General features: G+C 35.2%; 17 protein-coding genes and 1 tRNA gene. 14 read left to right on the top strand and 4 right to left on the bottom strand.

Translation table 11 applies throughout. The features are described from left to right. Positions 1 to 6: 6 nt before the first annotated feature. Positions 7 to 1089, bottom strand: coding sequence for an L-dopachrome tautomerase-related protein (locus BLW74_RS18365; RefSeq protein WP_089694807.1), 1083 nt, complete (start codon positions 1087 to 1089; stop codon positions 7 to 9). Between the two features lie 181 nt (positions 1090 to 1270). On the opposite strand from BLW74_RS18365, the gene BLW74_RS18360 reads away from it, so the two are divergent. The 8 genes from BLW74_RS18360 to BLW74_RS18325 all read left to right on the top strand — a co-directional run bounded on the left by BLW74_RS18360 (position 1271) and on the right by BLW74_RS18325 (position 10783). Then, positions 1271 to 2113, top strand: a complete 843-nt coding sequence (locus BLW74_RS18360; protein ID WP_089694805.1) for an AraC family transcriptional regulator — start codon at positions 1271 to 1273, stop codon at positions 2111 to 2113. 146 nt (positions 2114 to 2259) lie between these two features. Beyond that, a tRNA-Asn gene (locus tag BLW74_RS18355) sits at positions 2260 to 2333 on the top strand. A 597-nt stretch (positions 2334 to 2930) separates the two neighbouring features. Then, the gene (locus BLW74_RS18350) at positions 2931 to 4682 is read left to right on the top strand and encodes a hypothetical protein (RefSeq protein ID WP_089694803.1); all 1752 of its coding nucleotides are present in this window, start codon (positions 2931 to 2933) and stop codon (positions 4680 to 4682) included. A gap of 26 nt (positions 4683 to 4708) precedes the next feature. Further along, complete coding sequence (locus tag BLW74_RS18345; RefSeq protein WP_089694801.1) at positions 4709 to 5275, top strand: DUF6705 family protein; 567 nt, start codon at positions 4709 to 4711, stop codon at positions 5273 to 5275. Between the two features lie 233 nt (positions 5276 to 5508). Continuing rightward, positions 5509 to 5838 carry a hypothetical protein gene (locus BLW74_RS18340; protein ID WP_089694799.1) on the top strand — a complete coding sequence of 110 codons (330 nt, stop codon included), beginning with the start codon at positions 5509 to 5511 and terminating at the stop codon, positions 5836 to 5838. Between the two features lie 19 nt (positions 5839 to 5857). Next, the gene (locus tag BLW74_RS18335; RefSeq protein WP_139265769.1) at positions 5858 to 6421 is read left to right on the top strand and encodes a DUF6705 family protein; all 564 of its coding nucleotides are present in this window, start codon (positions 5858 to 5860) and stop codon (positions 6419 to 6421) included. 545 nt (positions 6422 to 6966) lie between these two features. Further along, entirely contained in the window at positions 6967 to 7536 is a 570-nt protein-coding gene (locus BLW74_RS18330; protein WP_089694795.1) for a DUF6705 family protein, read from the top strand. A 715-nt stretch (positions 7537 to 8251) separates the two neighbouring features. Continuing rightward, positions 8252 to 10783: a DUF5686 family protein gene (locus BLW74_RS18325; protein ID WP_227413331.1), complete on the top strand. Its 2532-nt coding sequence runs from the start codon at positions 8252 to 8254 to the stop codon at positions 10781 to 10783. Between the two features lie 75 nt (positions 10784 to 10858). Here BLW74_RS18325 and BLW74_RS22560 read toward each other — a convergent pair whose 3' ends face one another. The 3 genes from BLW74_RS22560 to rplU all read right to left on the bottom strand — a co-directional run bounded on the left by BLW74_RS22560 (position 10859) and on the right by rplU (position 12049). Continuing rightward, positions 10859 to 11026, bottom strand: a complete 168-nt coding sequence (locus tag BLW74_RS22560; protein WP_167358472.1) for a bacteriocin-like protein — start codon at positions 11024 to 11026, stop codon at positions 10859 to 10861. 174 nt (positions 11027 to 11200) lie between these two features. Continuing rightward, complete coding sequence (gene rpmA / locus BLW74_RS18320) at positions 11201 to 11458, bottom strand: 50S ribosomal protein L27 (protein WP_027372929.1); 258 nt, start codon at positions 11456 to 11458, stop codon at positions 11201 to 11203. 12 nt (positions 11459 to 11470) lie between these two features. Continuing rightward, positions 11471 to 12049 carry a 50S ribosomal protein L21 gene (gene rplU / locus BLW74_RS18315; protein WP_076597840.1) on the bottom strand — a complete coding sequence of 193 codons (579 nt, stop codon included), beginning with the start codon at positions 12047 to 12049 and terminating at the stop codon, positions 11471 to 11473. A gap of 184 nt (positions 12050 to 12233) precedes the next feature. Between rplU and BLW74_RS18310 the strand changes: the two genes are divergently transcribed. The 6 genes from BLW74_RS18310 (at position 12234) to BLW74_RS18285 (ending at position 18541) form a co-directional block, all read left to right on the top strand. After that, positions 12234 to 13121, top strand: a complete 888-nt coding sequence (locus tag BLW74_RS18310; protein ID WP_089694792.1) for a neutral zinc metallopeptidase — start codon at positions 12234 to 12236, stop codon at positions 13119 to 13121. 147 nt (positions 13122 to 13268) lie between these two features. Further along, positions 13269 to 14357, top strand: a complete 1089-nt coding sequence (locus tag BLW74_RS18305; protein ID WP_089694789.1) for an acyltransferase family protein — start codon at positions 13269 to 13271, stop codon at positions 14355 to 14357. Between the two features lie 74 nt (positions 14358 to 14431). Continuing rightward, positions 14432 to 15010, top strand: coding sequence for a MiaE family protein (miaE, locus tag BLW74_RS18300; RefSeq protein ID WP_089694787.1), 579 nt, complete (start codon positions 14432 to 14434; stop codon positions 15008 to 15010). A gap of 24 nt (positions 15011 to 15034) precedes the next feature. Then, complete coding sequence (locus BLW74_RS18295; protein WP_089694786.1) at positions 15035 to 15652, top strand: DUF502 domain-containing protein; 618 nt, start codon at positions 15035 to 15037, stop codon at positions 15650 to 15652. A gap of 92 nt (positions 15653 to 15744) precedes the next feature. After that, entirely contained in the window at positions 15745 to 17121 is a 1377-nt protein-coding gene (locus tag BLW74_RS18290; protein WP_089694784.1) for a tryptophanase TnaA, read from the top strand. A 343-nt stretch (positions 17122 to 17464) separates the two neighbouring features. Then, complete coding sequence (locus tag BLW74_RS18285; RefSeq protein ID WP_089694782.1) at positions 17465 to 18541, top strand: FAD-dependent monooxygenase; 1077 nt, start codon at positions 17465 to 17467, stop codon at positions 18539 to 18541. Position 18542: the final 1 nt, after the last annotated feature.

Raw genomic sequence — 18542 nt, 5'->3', positions numbered from 1 at the left:
TTAAGCTTACAATTTAACCTTGTATATAAAATAAGGAGGTTTACCGGTATCTGGCTTTCCTGAAAATGCAGTTGTTGTATGAAGCTGATTTACTGAAATATAAAGATAACCGTCATCAGAAATTGCTACATTATCTGCCCATTGCAGTTTCGGATCTCTAATAAATTCCGTGAGTTTTCCTTTTTTGTCCAGCTTACTGATGCCATGACCTCCAAGATCGGTAATGTAGTGATTACCATGTCGGTCTGTAGCAGCACCATCACTTACAGGTTTATCTCCAAATTTCTTAATAGAATTTCCTATGCTTTCATCATCTTTATTTTCTCTGAACAGTCTGGCTGGAACTTCGTACCACGATGTCCCATTCATGGAGCCAAAGAATAGAGTCTCTCTGTCATCTGACAGTGTAATTGGATTTATTCCTACCCGTGCAGGCTTGCCTCCAAAATCAATGACCTTTCCATCAATAATCATATCCAAATCTTCGCTTTGTAAAGCCGGATGCCCACTGAAACGTCTTATTTTCTTCGTTTTAAGATTCAAAGCGATGATTCCGGGATTGGCTATATCTGCTAAGTACGCCCAGCCATTCTTTTCATCAATGGCAACATCCTGTATAAAACTGCCTTTAGGGGCAATATCATCCGGTAGATCTATCTTCTCTGCGATTTTATTTTTTTTCAGATCAAAACACCATAGCCGCGTCTTTCCAAGATCCAATCCCATATCAATCATCCATACCCGGTTTTTCTTATCGGTAATAATTCCGAGGGGAGTATCAAATTTGTTTTCGGATGGCTGACCACTTTTCTGTACGTCAGACGAAGGAAAAGGTATTGCTTTGCCATTGATAATTTCTACCAGTTGCTGTTTGGGACCGGACAAAGGATGCATTGTGGCAAACACCCTGCCGTTATGACTTACCGTCACATTTCCCGGCCGCACGTCATTAAACTGCGCTACAATTTCAAGATTTTTTGTACTCTTTCTGCTAAAATCGGCTTGCCCCTCTTTCTGCTGAGCCTGAACGGAATTGAAGAAAAGCGAGGCGGCCATTGCTGACATAAAAAATAATGTATTGGTTTTCATTTGTTTGGTAATTGTTATATTTTAATTTTTAGTAACGAAATTGAATCCTGTAGGGAGTACTATTTTTCCAATGGATAAAATCAATAATCAACAGAGCAAAATTATACTGATTATTAGCAAATTACCGGTACAAATTTTCTTTATTTTTGTATAATTTTGCCATACATACCCAATAATAACAATGAACAGAGATGTATTATATGAACCTTACAGTATTCATTTTGAAACACTAGAGACATTCCCTGATAAGGAAAGCAGAAAGAATTTTTTTGAACTGGTTTTCATTTTATCCGGAACAGGACAGCACTGTATTAATAAGCACAGCTTTTCATATATGGAGAATCATATGTTTCTTCTGACACCACAGGATTGCAGCCAATTCTGGATTGATACCAAAACACGGTTTTTCTTCCTTAGATTCAGCAATATTTATTTAAAAAATGATAAGATATCAAAAGAGAATATTAAACGGCTGGAGTTTATTCTGGAAAATGCCAATCATAAACCGGGATGTATTTTAAAGAATCAAACAGACAAGGCTCTCGTAAGGCCTATCGTAGAAGCTCTTATAAGAGAAGCCGTAAACAAAGATGTATACCACAGCGATATGACTGCACAACTCATTAATACCCTTATTGTTATTGTTGCCCGCAATATTGCCAAGTATCTTCCTCAGAAAATAGACGAAACCTCCGAATCCAGAATTATTACTATTCTGAACTATATTCAGTCCAATATTTATGAACCGGAAAAAGTAAGAACTGAGAATATATCTAAAGAATTTGGATTTTCTGAAAATTACCTGGGAAAATATTTTAAAAAACACAGTGGCGAAACTCTTCAGTCTTATCTGAAGAATTATAAAACGACATTAATAGAACATCGCTTAAAACATAGTAATAAAAGAATCTCCGAAATTGCTGATGAGCTTGGATTCACAGATGAAAGCCATCTTAACAAATTTTTCAAATCGCAGCGAAGCAAAAGTCCCACAGCCTACAGGCTTGAATTTATGAAGTCATGAATATCCCCTGCCTGTCATAGAAAAATATTTAAAATTTAATTTATTGAAAAATAAACCGATAGCTTTTTTCGCTGCATATTCAAGAATAAAAACTTGACTGATATTAATATTCCTATTATATTTGCACCACTTAAAACAAAGGAAATTCCTCCTTAGCTCAGTTGGTTAGAGCATCTGACTGTTAATCAGAGGGTCGCTGGTTCGAGCCCAGCAGGAGGAGCAAAAAGACTTACAGAAATGTAGGTCTTTTTTTGTACAAATTGCATAAAAATTTAGCATTTTGTAATATCCTATTTGCATATCTCTTGCACAAACTTCAAAATTTCAATGTAAAATCTTTAAGCAATAGAACAGCTACGGATTCTTAATAAGCATTCTAAAAACATTATTTAATACTGTCAAAACTCTAACTTTCATCAAAATAAGTAGAAGTAGAAATAAAAACCACAAAGAGCCACAGGTAAAAATATCCACAAGACCACACAAAACAAAAAAAATAACCGTCTGGAAAGTTGTAGAAAAGTAAAGGGGGCAGTGAAGACCCGCAGGAGATAAACAAATAGTAAGGACAGCCTATACGCATTACTGATATAAATATCAAAACATATTAAACACAACAATCGGAAAAATTTTAAGAGAGAAAATACCTTAAATCAGACAATAAAATATTACATTACTAATATTATACAACAAGTTCTGTCGCTCTGACAATATATATTTGTATTAACAAACAAATTATGGTTTCCCGTATTTAGTAATTTGGTGATTTTTATATCTTTATCGCCAAGAAAGCTAAAAACTTTTAATTAACACATAAATGAAAAACAAATTTATTTTGCGGTTATCATTACTGATAATCTTTACCTTCTTTTTACACTCATGCCGGAGTGAAGATTTTCTAAACGATGGAAAAACAGAAGAACAGAAATACAAGGTTTCCGTTCTCAACAAAGAACAGATTAACAGGGAAAAACCACTATTAAAGGAACTCTCACAGGTAAAATCTAAGTTCAGATATAAAGCAAATGTTGGCATTGATGGAAAATCTGCCCAAAATGACATTTTAGACGGAGCTATTATCGGAACCAATCAGGCTTTATTAGTAGAAAATAACGGGGTAAAAACCTATACTTTTCCTGTTTCCAGAACCTATCTCAGCCGTAAAACTGAAAACTTGATTGTTAAGGAAAATTCAGACCATACTTTTTCTGGGGTTTTGATACAGTATGATTTAACCAAAGAACAACAGCAGAAATTCATTTCAGGAGAAATAACAGATATTAAGTCAAAGATAAATATTTATGATATCGATAAATTGAATATCAATACTACCTCAAGGGTTCAGACTGATGTTGTAGGTTGTTATAAAATTACATGGGAAACAGGCTGGTGTTCAGCAGGAATACATCAGACGGGCAGTGATAATACCTGTACGGTAGGTGGTGCACCTGCTCCAATGATACTATCCATAGAAGAAACATGCTCACAAACAGGTGGTGGTGGCACTGGTGGAGGAACAGGTGACGGAGGATTAGGACAAGTCGGAGCAGGTGGAGTTATTGATTTAGGAGGATATTATAATACACTTCCTTTTGTTTCCTTAGGTTATCAGTATTATGAAACCGAAGACCCACTTGACCCAAATTATGTTCATTACACCAATATAGCCAATTATTTTCAATCATTAGGAAATACATTAAATCAATTAAGAGTAACCAATCCAGATTTATTTTACTATGCTTTTTTCTATTTTAAAGAAAAGGGGATTACGATAAAAAGTAAATCTTTTATCACAGAACGTCTAACAGGATTAAATGCATGGTATGTAAAAGCCAATAGTAATCCTGAAGCTTCTGAAATGAATAATCAATACTTCTTGAACTGGGCTTTTGAGTATCTGGTATTAAATCCTACTGTTACATGGCAGGAATTTTATAATGAGTATCTTGCGACACCATGTGATAAAATGAAAAACTTATTGGCAAAGACAGAGGTACAGGCAAAAATTACCGAATTAAAAAACCAGTCTACTTTAGGGGGTGAAAAGGGAGTTAAATTTAAAGTAGATGGAACTCCTTCTGAGACCATAAGTGGTGGTGATCACAATGTAAATTTCGGAGATAAAACAGGATATGCAGGAGGTTATCACAACCATACCCCAACAGGAATACCTATGTTGTCTCCACCAGATATAGACCAATTATTAGGTTTTGCAAGAGCACAACCTACTTCCAATCCTGCAAATGTAAATAATGCTTATGTGGGAATGGTTGCCCCAAATGACATGCATTATGTTATTTGGTTTAATGGAATTTATGACGATGCTATAAAAAATTATTCACAAGAGCAATTGGATGAATATACAGACAGATATCAGACTAGATATGGAATGTATAAACCTTCTTCTGGAGATATGAGCAATGAAGCAATTGAGAAATTCTTTTTCAAGGCTCTTACAGATATGGGATTAGATGGGAAAATCAATCTGCAAAGAGTAGAAAATGATGGAACTGTAAAAATGATAATTAAAAATAATGACGGTACCACAACTGCCATACCTTGTTCCTAATTAACTAATAAAAAAAATAAAATAATATGAAAAATATAACACTCGTAATTCTATTAATCATTTCTATTTCGTGCAAAGCACAACAGACTTATCCTCTTAATACCAATTTTGAAGAAATACCCCAAGGTTCATATATAAAAGATTTAAACAATGAATTAAATCCTTATATGGGAGAATACAAAGCTAACTTTCAAGGAAATGAAATTAAATTATTCATAAGCAAAGAAACTATGAAATATATTAAGTCATTAAAGATTTATCAAGATGTATTATCTATAAGATATATTGTTAAAAATTCTGTAGGAAACATTCTTCAAGATACTCAAAATATGACTTTTCAGCCTAATCAACTTTTACATTCAATTTATAGTCGTGGAACTTACCCAAGTAAAAACGTTGTATGGTTTAATTATGGAGGAACAAATTGTAAAGTAGGCTGGGGAGGCATTGAATTAAAAAAAATAAATTCTACACAGCTTTCATGGGAATACCGACCTAATGATATTATTCTTGATGATAGTAAATGCCCACAAGGAACAGATATTAACATTTACCTTCCTGAAACAAAAGATTTAATTTTTACCAAACAATAATTACACTCAATATCATCAACTAATAAATGATTGGTTCTAACATTAAACAGGTAAAGTCACTCATTTTATTTTAAGCCACTCGTATTATACAACAGCTAACTTAAACTTAGGTAAAACACCCTGAAAAATAGCTTAAAAACTTTTCCTGTGCAGTAATTCCAAAGTAGGAAACCAAATTTTAGGTTTTGCAAGAGCACAACCAACTTCCAAATGTAAATAATGCTTATGTGTGAATGGTTGCCCTAAGTGGTATGCATTATATTATTTGGTTTAATGGAATTTATCAGTATGCTATAAAAAGTTATTCACAAGAACAAATAGATGATTATATTCTTGATTATGTTAAGACTGAAAACGATTTAACAGATAAAGCAAAAAATGGAATGACTTACATGAATAGTGACGGGACAATTAATAATTTAGGGGTGGAAAAACTTTTTTTTGAAACATTAAAGAATATGGGGTTGGAAGGAAAAGTTAATCTACAAAGAATTGATACTAATGGAATACAAAATATAAATTTGGACAGTAATAATACTCCGAATGCAACACCATGTTCTTAAATTAAATAAAAATTTCAAAATGATAAATTTCAAAAATATTATACTATTTAGCTTTATTGCATCTACTATGTGTTGTAAAGCACAAACATTGCCATTAAATACTGGAATATTAGATATCCCTCAAAATGCATATGTAAAAGATTTAAATAATGAACTAGCACCATACCTTGGAACTTATAAAGCAAATTTTCAAGAGAAAGAAATAACATTGTATATCACTAAAGAAGAAAATAAATTAGTAAAAAGGAACAATCAACAATTTTATAGAGATGCTTTGGTAGTACAATATGTAGTTAAAAACTTGGCTGGAGCTACTTTACAAGATACGAAGAATAATACTCTACCTAAAATTTATATTTATAGTACTAAAATGAAATCGCAAAATTCGGTAGTGTTTATTTACAGTGGTACTAATTGCCGTGTAGGTTGGGGGAACATTTATTTGACAAAAATTAATTCCACACAAATTTCTTGGGAATATCGTCCTAATGATATTATTCTTGATGATAGTAAATGCCCACAAGGAACAGATATTAACATTTACCTTCCTGAAACAAAAGATTTAATTTTTACCAAACAATAATTACACTCATTATCTTCAACTAAAAAATGATTGGTTCTACCATGAAACAGGTAAAGCTACTCATTTTATTTTAAGCCACTCGTATTACACAACAGCTAACTTAAACTTAGGTAAAAACACCCTGAAAATAGCTTAAAAACATTTCCTGTACAGTAATTCCAAAATAGGAAACCAACTTTTAGGTTTTGCAAGAGCACAACCAATTTCCACTCCTGTAAATGCAAGTAATACTTGTGTAGGAATGGTTGCTTCACAGTGAATGCATTATGTTGCTACTTTCAATGGTTATTATAGTGATGCATCAGTAACTTTTCCTCAAACAAACTTTACCTACTACTCAGATTTGATGACGATGAGAAATACTTTATTCAGACCTTCTACGCCTGAAGGATATGAAGAATTTTTTCAAAATATTAACAGATATAGGACTTGATGAAAAAATGAAACTACAAAGAATTGAAAGTGATGGTACTATAAAAACAATAACTATAGACAATAACGGAACAATTACAGCAACTCCTTGCAATTAAATAAAGAAAAAAATTATGAACAAATTACTATTAATATTTGCATTTTTTTATGTTACATCTTGTCATGCACAAGAATACCCATTAAAAACTGATTACACGGAAATACCAAATTACTCTTATTTAAAAGATACTAACAATGAACTAGATTCTTTTATAGGTGTTTGGCAGGGAAATTATAACAATAATACAATTACACTTTATATAACAGAAGAAATCCATAAGCTTTTTGATGAGAATCAACACAAATATTATAAAGATATTTTGTCCATAAAGTATATTGTTAAGAATTCAGCAGGAAGCATTATACAAAATACTCAAAATATGACCATACAACCAAATCAGTTGAGACATACAATTTATAGTCAATGGGCTGAGGGTAGCGGGGATACAATGCTATTCTATTACGGAGGAACTAACTGTGGTGTTGGATGGGGAAGTATAAAAGCAAAAAAAATAAGGTCTTCGCAAATCTCGTGGGAATACCGACCTAATGATATAATTCTTGATGATAGCAAATGTCCTCCTGGAACAGATATTAACATTTATCTCCCTGAAACCAAAGATTTGATTTTTACAAAACAGTAATTTACACTCAATATCATCAACTAATAAATGATTGGTTCTACCATGAAACAGGTAAAGCCACTCATTTTATTTTAAGCCACTCGTATTACACAATAGCTAACTTAAACTTAGGTAAAATACCCTGAGAATATCTTACCCTTTACCATAATTCCAAAAACCAACTTTGATTGGTACAGAAAACAACAACATTTACTCATCATAAAATAGAAAGAATATTTGGTACTGGAGTAATTTTCAAAAACTTCTCTAACATGTTCTTGTATTTCAATGATTATATACTGCTCTTTCACATTAAGAACCTTATATAGTTGATTATTTTTTTAGGTTTCATGATATTATCTGCATAATGATAAAGCTTTTTAACGACTTGTGATTAACAGACCTATAATGAAAAACAAAAACCTTCTAACTGTTAGTAAGAACGTCGCTGCTTCGAGCCCAGCAGGAGGAGCAAAAAGACTTACAGAAATGTAGGTCTTTTTTTATGTACAAATCATAAGAATATACATTTCAGCGCTTACACTTTTCATTTGCCATTAATCCTCTGATTATTATTCAGTAAGCATTAAAATTTATCATTTAATTTTAATGAACACGTATATAATTTTCGCTACATTTGCCGTTTTATACAATAGAATAAAAATATTTTATTTTTTCACCTATTTTTTTAATAAACTGCATGCTTTTTGTTTATGCTAATTGCCTGAAGAAACGAATGATGTTAAACAATAACTCCCAAAAACACTATCTTTTATTTTTTTTCCTGATTCTCTCCAGTTCCGTATGCGCTCAAAACCGGGTAAGCGGCAGGATAGTTGACGAAAAAACAAACAAAGAACTCAATAATGTTGATATCTTTATCAACAACGACAAAACACCTGCCCTGACGACTACTTCAGGCAGCTTTACTATACAGTCCGACAGCATTATTCACCAGTTAAAATTTTCCAGAAAAAGCTATACTGCAGAAACGCTGGACATTACCCCTGAAAATGCTGAAAATATTTTTGTACAGCTTTCACAGGCTAAAGTGAGCGACATTCAGGAAATTGTTCTTCAAAGCGGTAAGACTAAATATAAGAGCAAGAAAGAAAATCCTGCTTATGCCATTATGCAGAAAGTATGGGCGCGTAAAAGAAATAACGGACTCGAAAAATTCGATACCTATTCCTATAAAGAATACGAAAAAACACAGTTTGATCTTAACAACATAGACAGCACGTTTATGAAGAAAAAGATTTTCAATAAACTGGATTTCATTTTTGATTATGCTGATTCCACAGCAAGCGGAAGACTGGGACTTCCTATCTTCCTGAATGAGGCCGTTTATGAAAATTATGGTAAAAACAAACCGGATAAGGACAGCAAAAGAACTTTAGTTGCCCAAAAAACATCCGGTTTTCAGGACAATCAGGTGATTACGGTTTCAGCGAAAAACTTATACCGGGATATTAATATCTATGATAATACTCTGAATTATTTTGACATCGGATTCCAGAGTCCTGTTGGCAGCGACGGATTCAGCACTTACGATTACAGTCTGATGGACACCATCACCATTCGTGGGGAAAAAGCTTTTCAGATCAGATATCAGCCTAAGAGAAAAGACATCCTGGCCTTCCAGGGGAACCTCTATATAGATACTGATACGTATGCTGTTTTAGGAGCTACTCTAAAATCAACGCAGAAAATCAATGTCAATTTTGTCAACAGCGTCTATACCCAGCTGGAATATGACAATCCTGATGATGAGACATTTCTTCCCAAAAAACTGGTCACTGAGTTTGAAATGAGCCCATTCTCAAAAAAGAAAGGAGCTAAAAGCATCATTGCCAAAAGATCGGTAGATTATTCCGATTACCAGTTTAACAAACCTCTTGATCCGAAAGTATTTAAACGTACCGAAGAAGAATACGAAGACAAATTCACCAATAAAGATGATGCATATTGGGTAAAAGCCCGACCTGACAGTCTTTCCAAATCGGAACAGGGAGTTTACAATATGCTTGATCAGCTTCAGCAGACTCCGAAATTCAACCGGATGGTAAAGCTTTTTGAAACACTTGGCTCCCGCTATTACAATGCCTTTAAAGGAATTGATATAGGTCCTATTTTCTCAATTTACGGAAGAAACGAAGTAGAAGGTGACAGAATAAGATTAGGGGCAAGAACCTATTTTGGATTGAATGATACCTGGAGAGCGCAGTTTTATACCGCTTATGGTTTCAAAGATCAACAGTTCAAATATGGGGTAGAGGCAAGATATATGTTCAATAAGCTTAACCGCTTTATGATCGGAGCAGGAACCAGCAGAGATATCGTTCAGCTTGGTGGACAGCTAACCTCTGGTGACGGAGTTACTCCACAGTCTTCATCTACCAGCACGTTTTTTGCAAGAGGAGAAAACATTTCTTTAAGTTCTGTAAACAAGACAAGTGTTTTTGCTGCTATTGAACCCTGGAAAAACTTCCAGATCAGAGTAGACGGAGTAATGCAGAGCATTCATTCTGCAATTCCTGAAAAATTCAACCTGATGTATTACAAGGATGGGCAGCTGAGAAAAACAGTGAATGATTCTCACGTTACCATCAGCTTAATTGCAAAACCGGGAGCCAAATTCTCACAAACCGGTATTGACCGCTATCAGGCCAGAAACCTTGCTCCTACCATTGTTTTAAGATATACAAGAGGTATTGAAGGATTATTTAATGCTGATTTCAACTATGACAAACTGCAGTTTATGTTTAATAAGCCGTTCCTGATTGGAAGCATGGGGAAATTAGTCGTTAATTTTGAGGCAGGAAAAAACTTCAGTACCGTTCCGCTGGCATTACAGAATATCATTCCGGCCAACCTTTCGTATGGCTTGGTTCCGAATACATTCTCTCAGCTTAATTATTATGAGTTCGTTACCGATGCTTATACTACGCTTCAGCTGGAACATCATTTTAACGGTAAGATACTTTCTTATATTCCTTTGATTAAAAAACTGAAATTAAGAGAAGTAGCCTTCATCAGAGGAGCTTACGGTACATTAAGCGACGCTTCCAAAGCAATTAACGTGGAAGGATTTAAATACTCCGCACCAAGTGAGCAAATCTATTTTGAATATGGATTCGGGATTGAAAACATAGGAATCGGAAATCTTAGGATCTTCAGAGTAGATTTCAACTGGAGAGGAAATTATCTCGACAGGCCGGATATTTCAAAATTCGGAGTTAAAGCAGGTTTCCAGGTAGGATTTTAAGATATTATTTGATATAAAACAGGTTCGGCGGCTTCTTTGAAGCCGCCGAATTTTTATTTTAAGGAAATGCAGCTGTTATTCAAAACATTCTGTACACGGCTCGGAAAGTAGGCAGTGTGATTTCTGCCATGGAGACCATCTGCACCACTCATCACAGGACTGAAACATAGAAGGGCAGGCTGCCGCCACTCCTCCGGTTACTTCTTTTAAATTCTTTCGGGTTAATTTTCTTACGTTTTTCATAGATATTTTGTTTTAGTACGGCCTACTCTTTATGCTTTTCGGCTCCCTCAACTGACTCGAAATTTGACAGTTAACAAATATAAAATATTTCACAAACAAATGAATAACTAAAACCCTGAAAATAAAAAAACCTCAGTAAAAACTGAGGTTTTAATTTTTATAAAACGCTTACAATTATGCGTTTGGCTCTACAGATACGAAAGATCTGTTATTTGCTTTCTTTCTGAAAACAACTTTACCATCTACTAATGCAAACAAAGTGTGATCTTTACCGATTCCCACGTTATCACCTGGGTGGTGCTGAGTACCTCTTTGTCTAACAATAATATTTCCGGCAATAGCTGCTTGTCCTCCGAAAATCTTCACACCTAATCTTTTAGAGTGAGACTCTCTACCGTTCTTGGAACTACCGACTCCTTTCTTGTGTGCCATTTTATTACTGGATTATTTATTAAGTGCTTTAAATTGATCAATATTCTTGATGATAGCAGCATCTACTTCTTCATGAGTAAGAATATTTTTTTCTAATTCCACTTTAACCGCTTTACCTAAAGTAATTAAAGTTTCTCTGTTCTCTTTAGACTGAGACAAGTTGTTTTTCTTTAAGTGATAGTTCAATTCGTGATCTTCACCAAAGTTAACAGTTGCGTTGTCAGAAAGAACTTCACCTTTCACAGTTTCTTTTTTAGCAGCAGCTTTTTTAGCTCCACCCTCAAAACCTGTAATACCAGTGATTACGATTTGAGTTAAAGATTGTCTGTGACCGTTTTTCACTTTGTAACCTTTTCTTCTTTTCTTTTTGAAAACGATTACTTTATCAGCTTTAACGTGGTCAAGGATCTCTGCTTCTACAGTGATTCCGTTTACAGCTGGGGCGCCTACAGTGATTGCACCGTTTACAGTAAGAAGAACTTTATCGAAAGAAACTTTTCCTCCTTTATCTCCTTTTAAACGGTTTACAAACAACTTCTGGTCTTGCTCAACTTTGTATTGAAGCCCTGCTATTTCTACAATTGCAAACATTGTTTATAAATTTTTAGTTATTTCGAGGTGCAAATATACAAATAAAATTCTAATCACCTTACAATCAAAGCAATGTTTTTTTAATTTAATTCCTATTCACTATGTTTTGAATAATTTTTTACAATAATGTACTCACACTTAAGAGATAATTTATTACCTTCGTTCTACCAAATTGAATTTATATATGAAAAGAAACTTTAATCTCTGCTTAGTAGCAGGCGCCATTGCTGTATTTTCATTAACAGCATGTAGTGATGACCCAATGGACAGCAATGTTCAACCTCAGCCAGAAACACTTAGTGCAAAAATTGATCAGCCCGGTGATCTGGAAAAAATCTGCTCTTATGTAGACAACAACTGGAGCAATAATTCTGTTTTAGTGACCGGACTTCAAAACTCTACAGACACCAATTTTATGAACGCGCAGATGACTAAAATTGCAAGCATGTGGGGAAGAAGCAATCCTCTTCTGCGATTTGTGAATGACCCTACCAATTTCAATTCTACCTACAATGCCATCTCTTACGGCAATGGAAGAATTTACTACGGTTATGCTATTTACTACGATGCAAAAGCAAAAGGCGGTGATATTGTAAATGCAATGATTCTTGCCCATGAATACGGACATCAGCTGCAGTACATTTTCAACCTTCCTTCTGTGTCAGAATCAACGTACAGACCTAATGAACTTGAAGCGGACGGTTTTGCAGGATACTACCTGAGAAGACCTAACGGTTATAACAAAACCAACTTCTCTGAGATCGCGGCTGCTTACGAGTTTGCCCAAAGTATCGGAGATTATCAGACCACTAGTGTAAATCACCACGGAACGCCTGCTCAAAGAAGATCTGCTGTCCGTTTAGGATTCCTTTTGGGACAGTATGACCTTAATGCTTCAAATTTCGATTATAACTTCTTCTATTATTATCAGGGAGTATTAAACGGAACTTATAAGATGGCGAAAAACAAAGTAAATCCTGAAATTGACGCATACATGAGTCAATACATTGATGAGCTGAGAAAAATTCAGTCCGGAGAAATTTCGGCTGAAGAATTCAAAAATCTTAAATAAACGGAAACATTCATTTTTAGCATATTTAAGAAAGGAGGCGGACAGTTTGTTCCGCCCCTTTTGTTTTAAAAAACCTTTTTCTGCATTACAGAATCAATTTGTTTGTATTTTTGGAAAAATAACAAAAGAACTTTCAAGCAATTTATAATGAACAGAGATCTCTATATTGATTTCGCCAAAGGGCTGGCTACACTCTCCATCATATTTATCCATACGGCATTCTGGTCCGGGCAGTTTTATATTCCCGCAGAAGTAAGAGTTTTCTCTTTGGTTTTTGATGTAGCCCTGTTTTATGCGCTTAGCGGTATTACCTCAGGAGCCAATATTGAAAAAACACTGTACCGCCTTTTGAAGCTGCAGATCACTTATATGATTTTTGTGACCTTCCTGTTCTTTTTAGATTACTTCTTTAAAGTGTTTGGACTTACCTTCTTTTCATTGGAATGGCTTAAGAACTTTTATTCAACATTTGGTTCCAAATATTCCACTACCAGTATTTTAGCTTATCCTCAATGGCAGAATCTGGGAAACTGGTATCTGCATCAGTACACCAATGCTGACACTTTTCCTGTAGTGATGGGAAGCTTCTGGTACCTCAAAGTGTACTACATACTTACCGTCTTCGGTGTCCTTATCTTAAGGTTTTTCCCAAAACATATCAATGGGTTCATCGGGCTTTGTTTTGTCTTAACCTTATTATTTAATAGCTACCCGGAGTATTATCCAACGGGGCAGGTAGGGTATGTAGCATTTTACCTTGCTGTATTTTTAATAGGGAATAAAATGCGTGGAAAAAAAATTCCGTCCAAAGGTATTCCTATACTATATGCAATTGTGGCAGCTGCTCTTGCCGGAATGTTCTGGTACTATGGAGGAGAAATTTTCTATAAAATCAATAAAAATAAGTTTCCGCCGAAAATTCCTTACATCATCTGGACATTATTCTCCCTCACAACCTTATTCGTTCTTTACAACCGACTGAAGATCAACAAAGAGAACTTTATTACCCACATCGGGAAAAATGCGATTTTCTTCTATTTCGCACAGGGAATCAGTTCTTCACTAGTGTATTTTCTGGTTGTGCCATTGAAAGAAAATATGCCGTGGTGGCTTCTTATGATCATTATTTATGGGATCAATATTATATTAGCCTTCATCATTTCTGCAGGGCTGAAGAAAGTAGATGCCTGCGGCTGGAAGATTCTGGAATTCTTAAGGAGAAAGACCGCATCGTAAGACTTTAATGATCAATTTGAAATAAAGTCACATTTCTTACCTCAATTTGTTTAAATTTACAAAAATTTTACAACATGTTTAAGTTGAAACTTCCTACCGACCCCAGGTGGGCAAATATTGCAGAAGGAAACATTGGAGAAATTTTAACAGACCATGCCTGGTGTGAGCAAAAAGCAGCTACCAATGCCATAGGCCTGATCACGATGCTTCCGGAACATCCTGAGATTGTAACTGAACTTCTTGCCATTGCACAGGAAGAGCTGGATCACTTCAATCAGGTTCATGAGATCATTAAGAAAAGAGGATTTACTTTTGGAAGAGCAAGAAAAGATGATTATGTAAATGAGCTTGCTAAATTTATTGTGCAGGGAAGCAGAGAAGACCTCATCGTAGACAAAATGCTCTTTGCGGCAATGATTGAAGCGAGAAGCTGCGAAAGATTCAAGGTTCTTACGGAAAACATCAAAGATGAAGAGCTTAAAGTTTTCTATAAAGAGCTGATGATCTCTGAAGCCAATCATTATACAACCTTTATAGGATTTGCAAGACAGCTGGGAGATCCGGAAAAGGTAAATAAACGCTGGGAAGAATGGCTGGAATATGAAGCCGGCATTATAAAATCCTACGGAAATAAAGAAACCATACACGGTTAAAATAAATACAGTAAAGAATACACCTTGAAGAAGCCAAGCTTTGAAAATATCGCCAATTTATTCCTGAAAAATTTCTTTCAGGGGTTAGTGATCATTGGTCCTATCGGGCTTACCATTTTTGTCATCTGGTATATTGTAAGCGCGATTGATAATCTTGTGCCCTCTCTTGCGAAGCAGATTCCGGGACTCGTTTTCGTATCTACCATTCTGTTTACTGCTATTTTAGGATATTTAGGAAATAAATTCGTGGTTGGAAGATTCTTTTTCGACACCATGGACAGCTTGCTGGAGAAAACTCCGGGAGTAAAGCATATTTATACTCCTACGAAAGATGTAATGTCATCCTTCGTAGGCGACAAGAAAAAATTCAACGATCCTGTATGGGTAAAAACCAATGAGCATCCTGAAATCTGGAGAATTGGCTTTTTAACCCAAAAAGAAATGTCAGACGTTGACAAGCATAATTATGTTGCGGTATATCTTCCCCACTCGTATGCCATCTCGGGCTGGGTAATTGTTACTGAAGAAAAAAACATCAAACCTGTAGTGGGAATGACAGCAGCTTCTGCTATGAAGTTTGCAGTGAGCGGCGGTGTAGCCGGCTTCCATTCTGATGAAAATATATTTAAGGCTCCGGAATAATCTCTTTTTCCGTCTTATTTATACATTGATGAATTTTGAAAAATTATTTTCAAGCACATTTTCTTTACAAACAATTAAAACATACTTAACTCATGAATTTACCGTACGCGGAACCTTTCCGCATTAAAATGGTGGAAGAAATCTATCAGTCCACCAGAGAAGAAAGAGAACAATGGCTTAAAGAAGCTAATTACAACCTTTTCAATTTAAGATCTTCACATGTTTACATTGACCTTTTAACCGATTCAGGAACCGGAGCAATGTCGGATAAACAATGGGCTGCTTTGATGACGGGAGATGAAAGCTACGCCGGATCCCGCTCATTTGAACAATTACAGAAAACGGTTGAAAGAATCACAGGATTCAAATACTTATTACCCACCCACCAGGGAAGAGCTGCAGAAAACGTTCTTTTCTCAGTATTGGTAAAAGAGGGTGATGTAGTTCCCGGAAACTCGCATTTTGATACTACCAAAGGTCATATAGAATTCAGAAAAGCACACGCTGTTGACTGTACAATTGATGAGGCTTTTGATATTAATGACCTTCATCCTTTCAAAGGAAATATCAACCTTGAAAAACTGGAAGAAGTTTACAAAAGCCATTCTAAAGAAAATATTCCATTTTGCTTAATTACCATTACCTGTAACTCTTCAGGAGGTCAGCCTGTTTCTCTGGAAAATATGAAGGCCGTGAAAGCGCTTTCCGATCAATATGGAATCCCTGTATTCTTTGATTCTGCAAGATTTGCTGAAAATGCCTACTTCATCAAAAAAAGAGAAGCTGGGCAGGAAAACAGAAGCATCAAGGACATCTGCAAGGAGATTTTCTCCTACGGAGACGGAATGACAATGAGCTCCAAAAAAGACGGTTTAGTCAACATCGGAGGGTTTATTGCATTAAATAACGAAGAGGTTTTCAGAAAAGCATCCAACTTTACCATTATCTATGAAGGATTCATTACCTATGGAGGAATGGCCGGAAGAGACATGGCAGCCCTGGCAGTAGGTCTTGATGAGGCTACTGAATTTGCCTACCTTGAGAGCAGAATTTCCCAGGTTGAATATCTTGGAAATAAACTTATTGAATATGGAATTCCTGTTCAGAAACCTATTGGAGGACATGCTGTATTCATTGATTCTTTAAACTTTCTTCCGAATGTTTCCCGTGAAGAATATCCTGCACAGACTTTAGGGCTGGAAATCTATAAGGAAGCAGGAATCAGAACTGTAGAAATCGGAACATTACTGGCTGACAGAGATCCTGCTACCAGAGAAAACCGTTATCCGAAACTGGAATTGGTACGTCTTGCAATTCCAAGAAGAACCTATACCAACAACCATATGGATTATATTGCTGCCGCTATTAAAAACGTCTATGAAAGACGTCAGGAAATAGCAAAAGGCTACAAAATAACATGGGAACCGGAAATCTTAAGACATTTTACCGTTCAGCTTGAAAAAGCCTAATAAAAAAACCGGAATTTTTTCCGGTTTTTTTATTCCCGATTATCAAAATATGGTAAGCCCCATAACCTTTCCATCTTTCAATATCTTTTTTCTTTTTATTCGTAACCCACTTATAATCATTTAGATATTACATAAAAAGACCTTATCAAAACAAATATAAATCAATCATAATTTTTTACAGCAATTAATATATAATGTTTTTCATTTTATTTTTAATGAAACCTTAAAGCAAATAAATCGGTTTTTTGAAATAGTGAATGTTTTTAATTATAATTTTGTATTGATCTTAAGGAGATAAAAAAATACTTAAAAAACCAACCTGAAAAACACTTTTATTCCGAAAATGAAGAAAATTGCTGTCGTGGGAGCCGGGATTTCCGGCTTAAGCATGGCGAATTACTTAGAAAAATATAAGATTGACTATCACATTTATGAAAGAAGAAAAAAGAAAGATATGGCAGGCCACGGATTTCTCATTCCGAAAGAAGGATTGGATTATCTTTACCAGATTATTGATTCTCATCTTCTTCACAAAAAGGGAAACTTTCTAAAAAAATACACACAGTATTCCCACACAGGGAAAATTCTGGCAGAAAAAGAACTGGACCATGTTTTTGCGATTTCAAGGCACGCATTGATAGAACTTCTGGCGCAAAACATTTCTCAGGAAAAGATAACCTACGAAGAAACGGTCATTCCTGATGAACTGCAGAACGGACTGCTGAAACTTTCCAACGGCACCATCATTGATGCTGACATCGCCATTATCTCAGATGGCTCCAGGAGCAGAATCAGAAAACAGCTTTTTGCGGAAGAAACCATGAATCTGGTAAGGGAAAGCGAAGTTGTGAATATCATTCAAAATAAAGACATCGCACAGGCTATTGAAAATGATTTCATGAAGTTTCACCACGAAGAAGGCGGCCTTACTTTCGGAATTCTAAAACTTTCTGAAGACAGCATTCTCTGGTATTCGCAGTTTGATAACCAGAAATTTTCAGTCCAGGAATGCTCTGCTGGCAATTTAAGAAAATATATGCTGGAAGTTTTTGGAAGCTGGCATCCCTTAGTTTCCGAAATCCTCATGAAATCCGACTATCAAAATGTACATGTATGGAGTGTTTATGAACTGGAAAAACTACATCCCTTTTACAAGACAAACATCGTATTCATAGGGGATGCAGCACATCCTTTAATTCCATTTACAAGCCAGGGAGTAACTTCTGCTTTGAAAGACGCCTTCATATTAACGAAATATTTAGTTGAAGAAAAAAATATACAGCAGGCTTTCAGTAAATATGAAACGGAGAGAAAGCCTGAAATTGAAACCCATATTCACAACGGAAGAGCATTACTGAACCAGTTTCTCCTCCCGTTAAGCCAGCAGACAGAAAATATTATCCCCATATCCTACAAATAAA

It is taken from the genome of Chryseobacterium culicis (assembly GCF_900108365.1).
In the GTDB taxonomy this organism is placed as follows: domain Bacteria; phylum Bacteroidota; class Bacteroidia; order Flavobacteriales; family Weeksellaceae; genus Chryseobacterium; species Chryseobacterium culicis.
The sequence above is the reverse complement of the archived record's forward strand: the minus strand, read 5'-3'. Positions and strand labels throughout refer to the sequence as shown.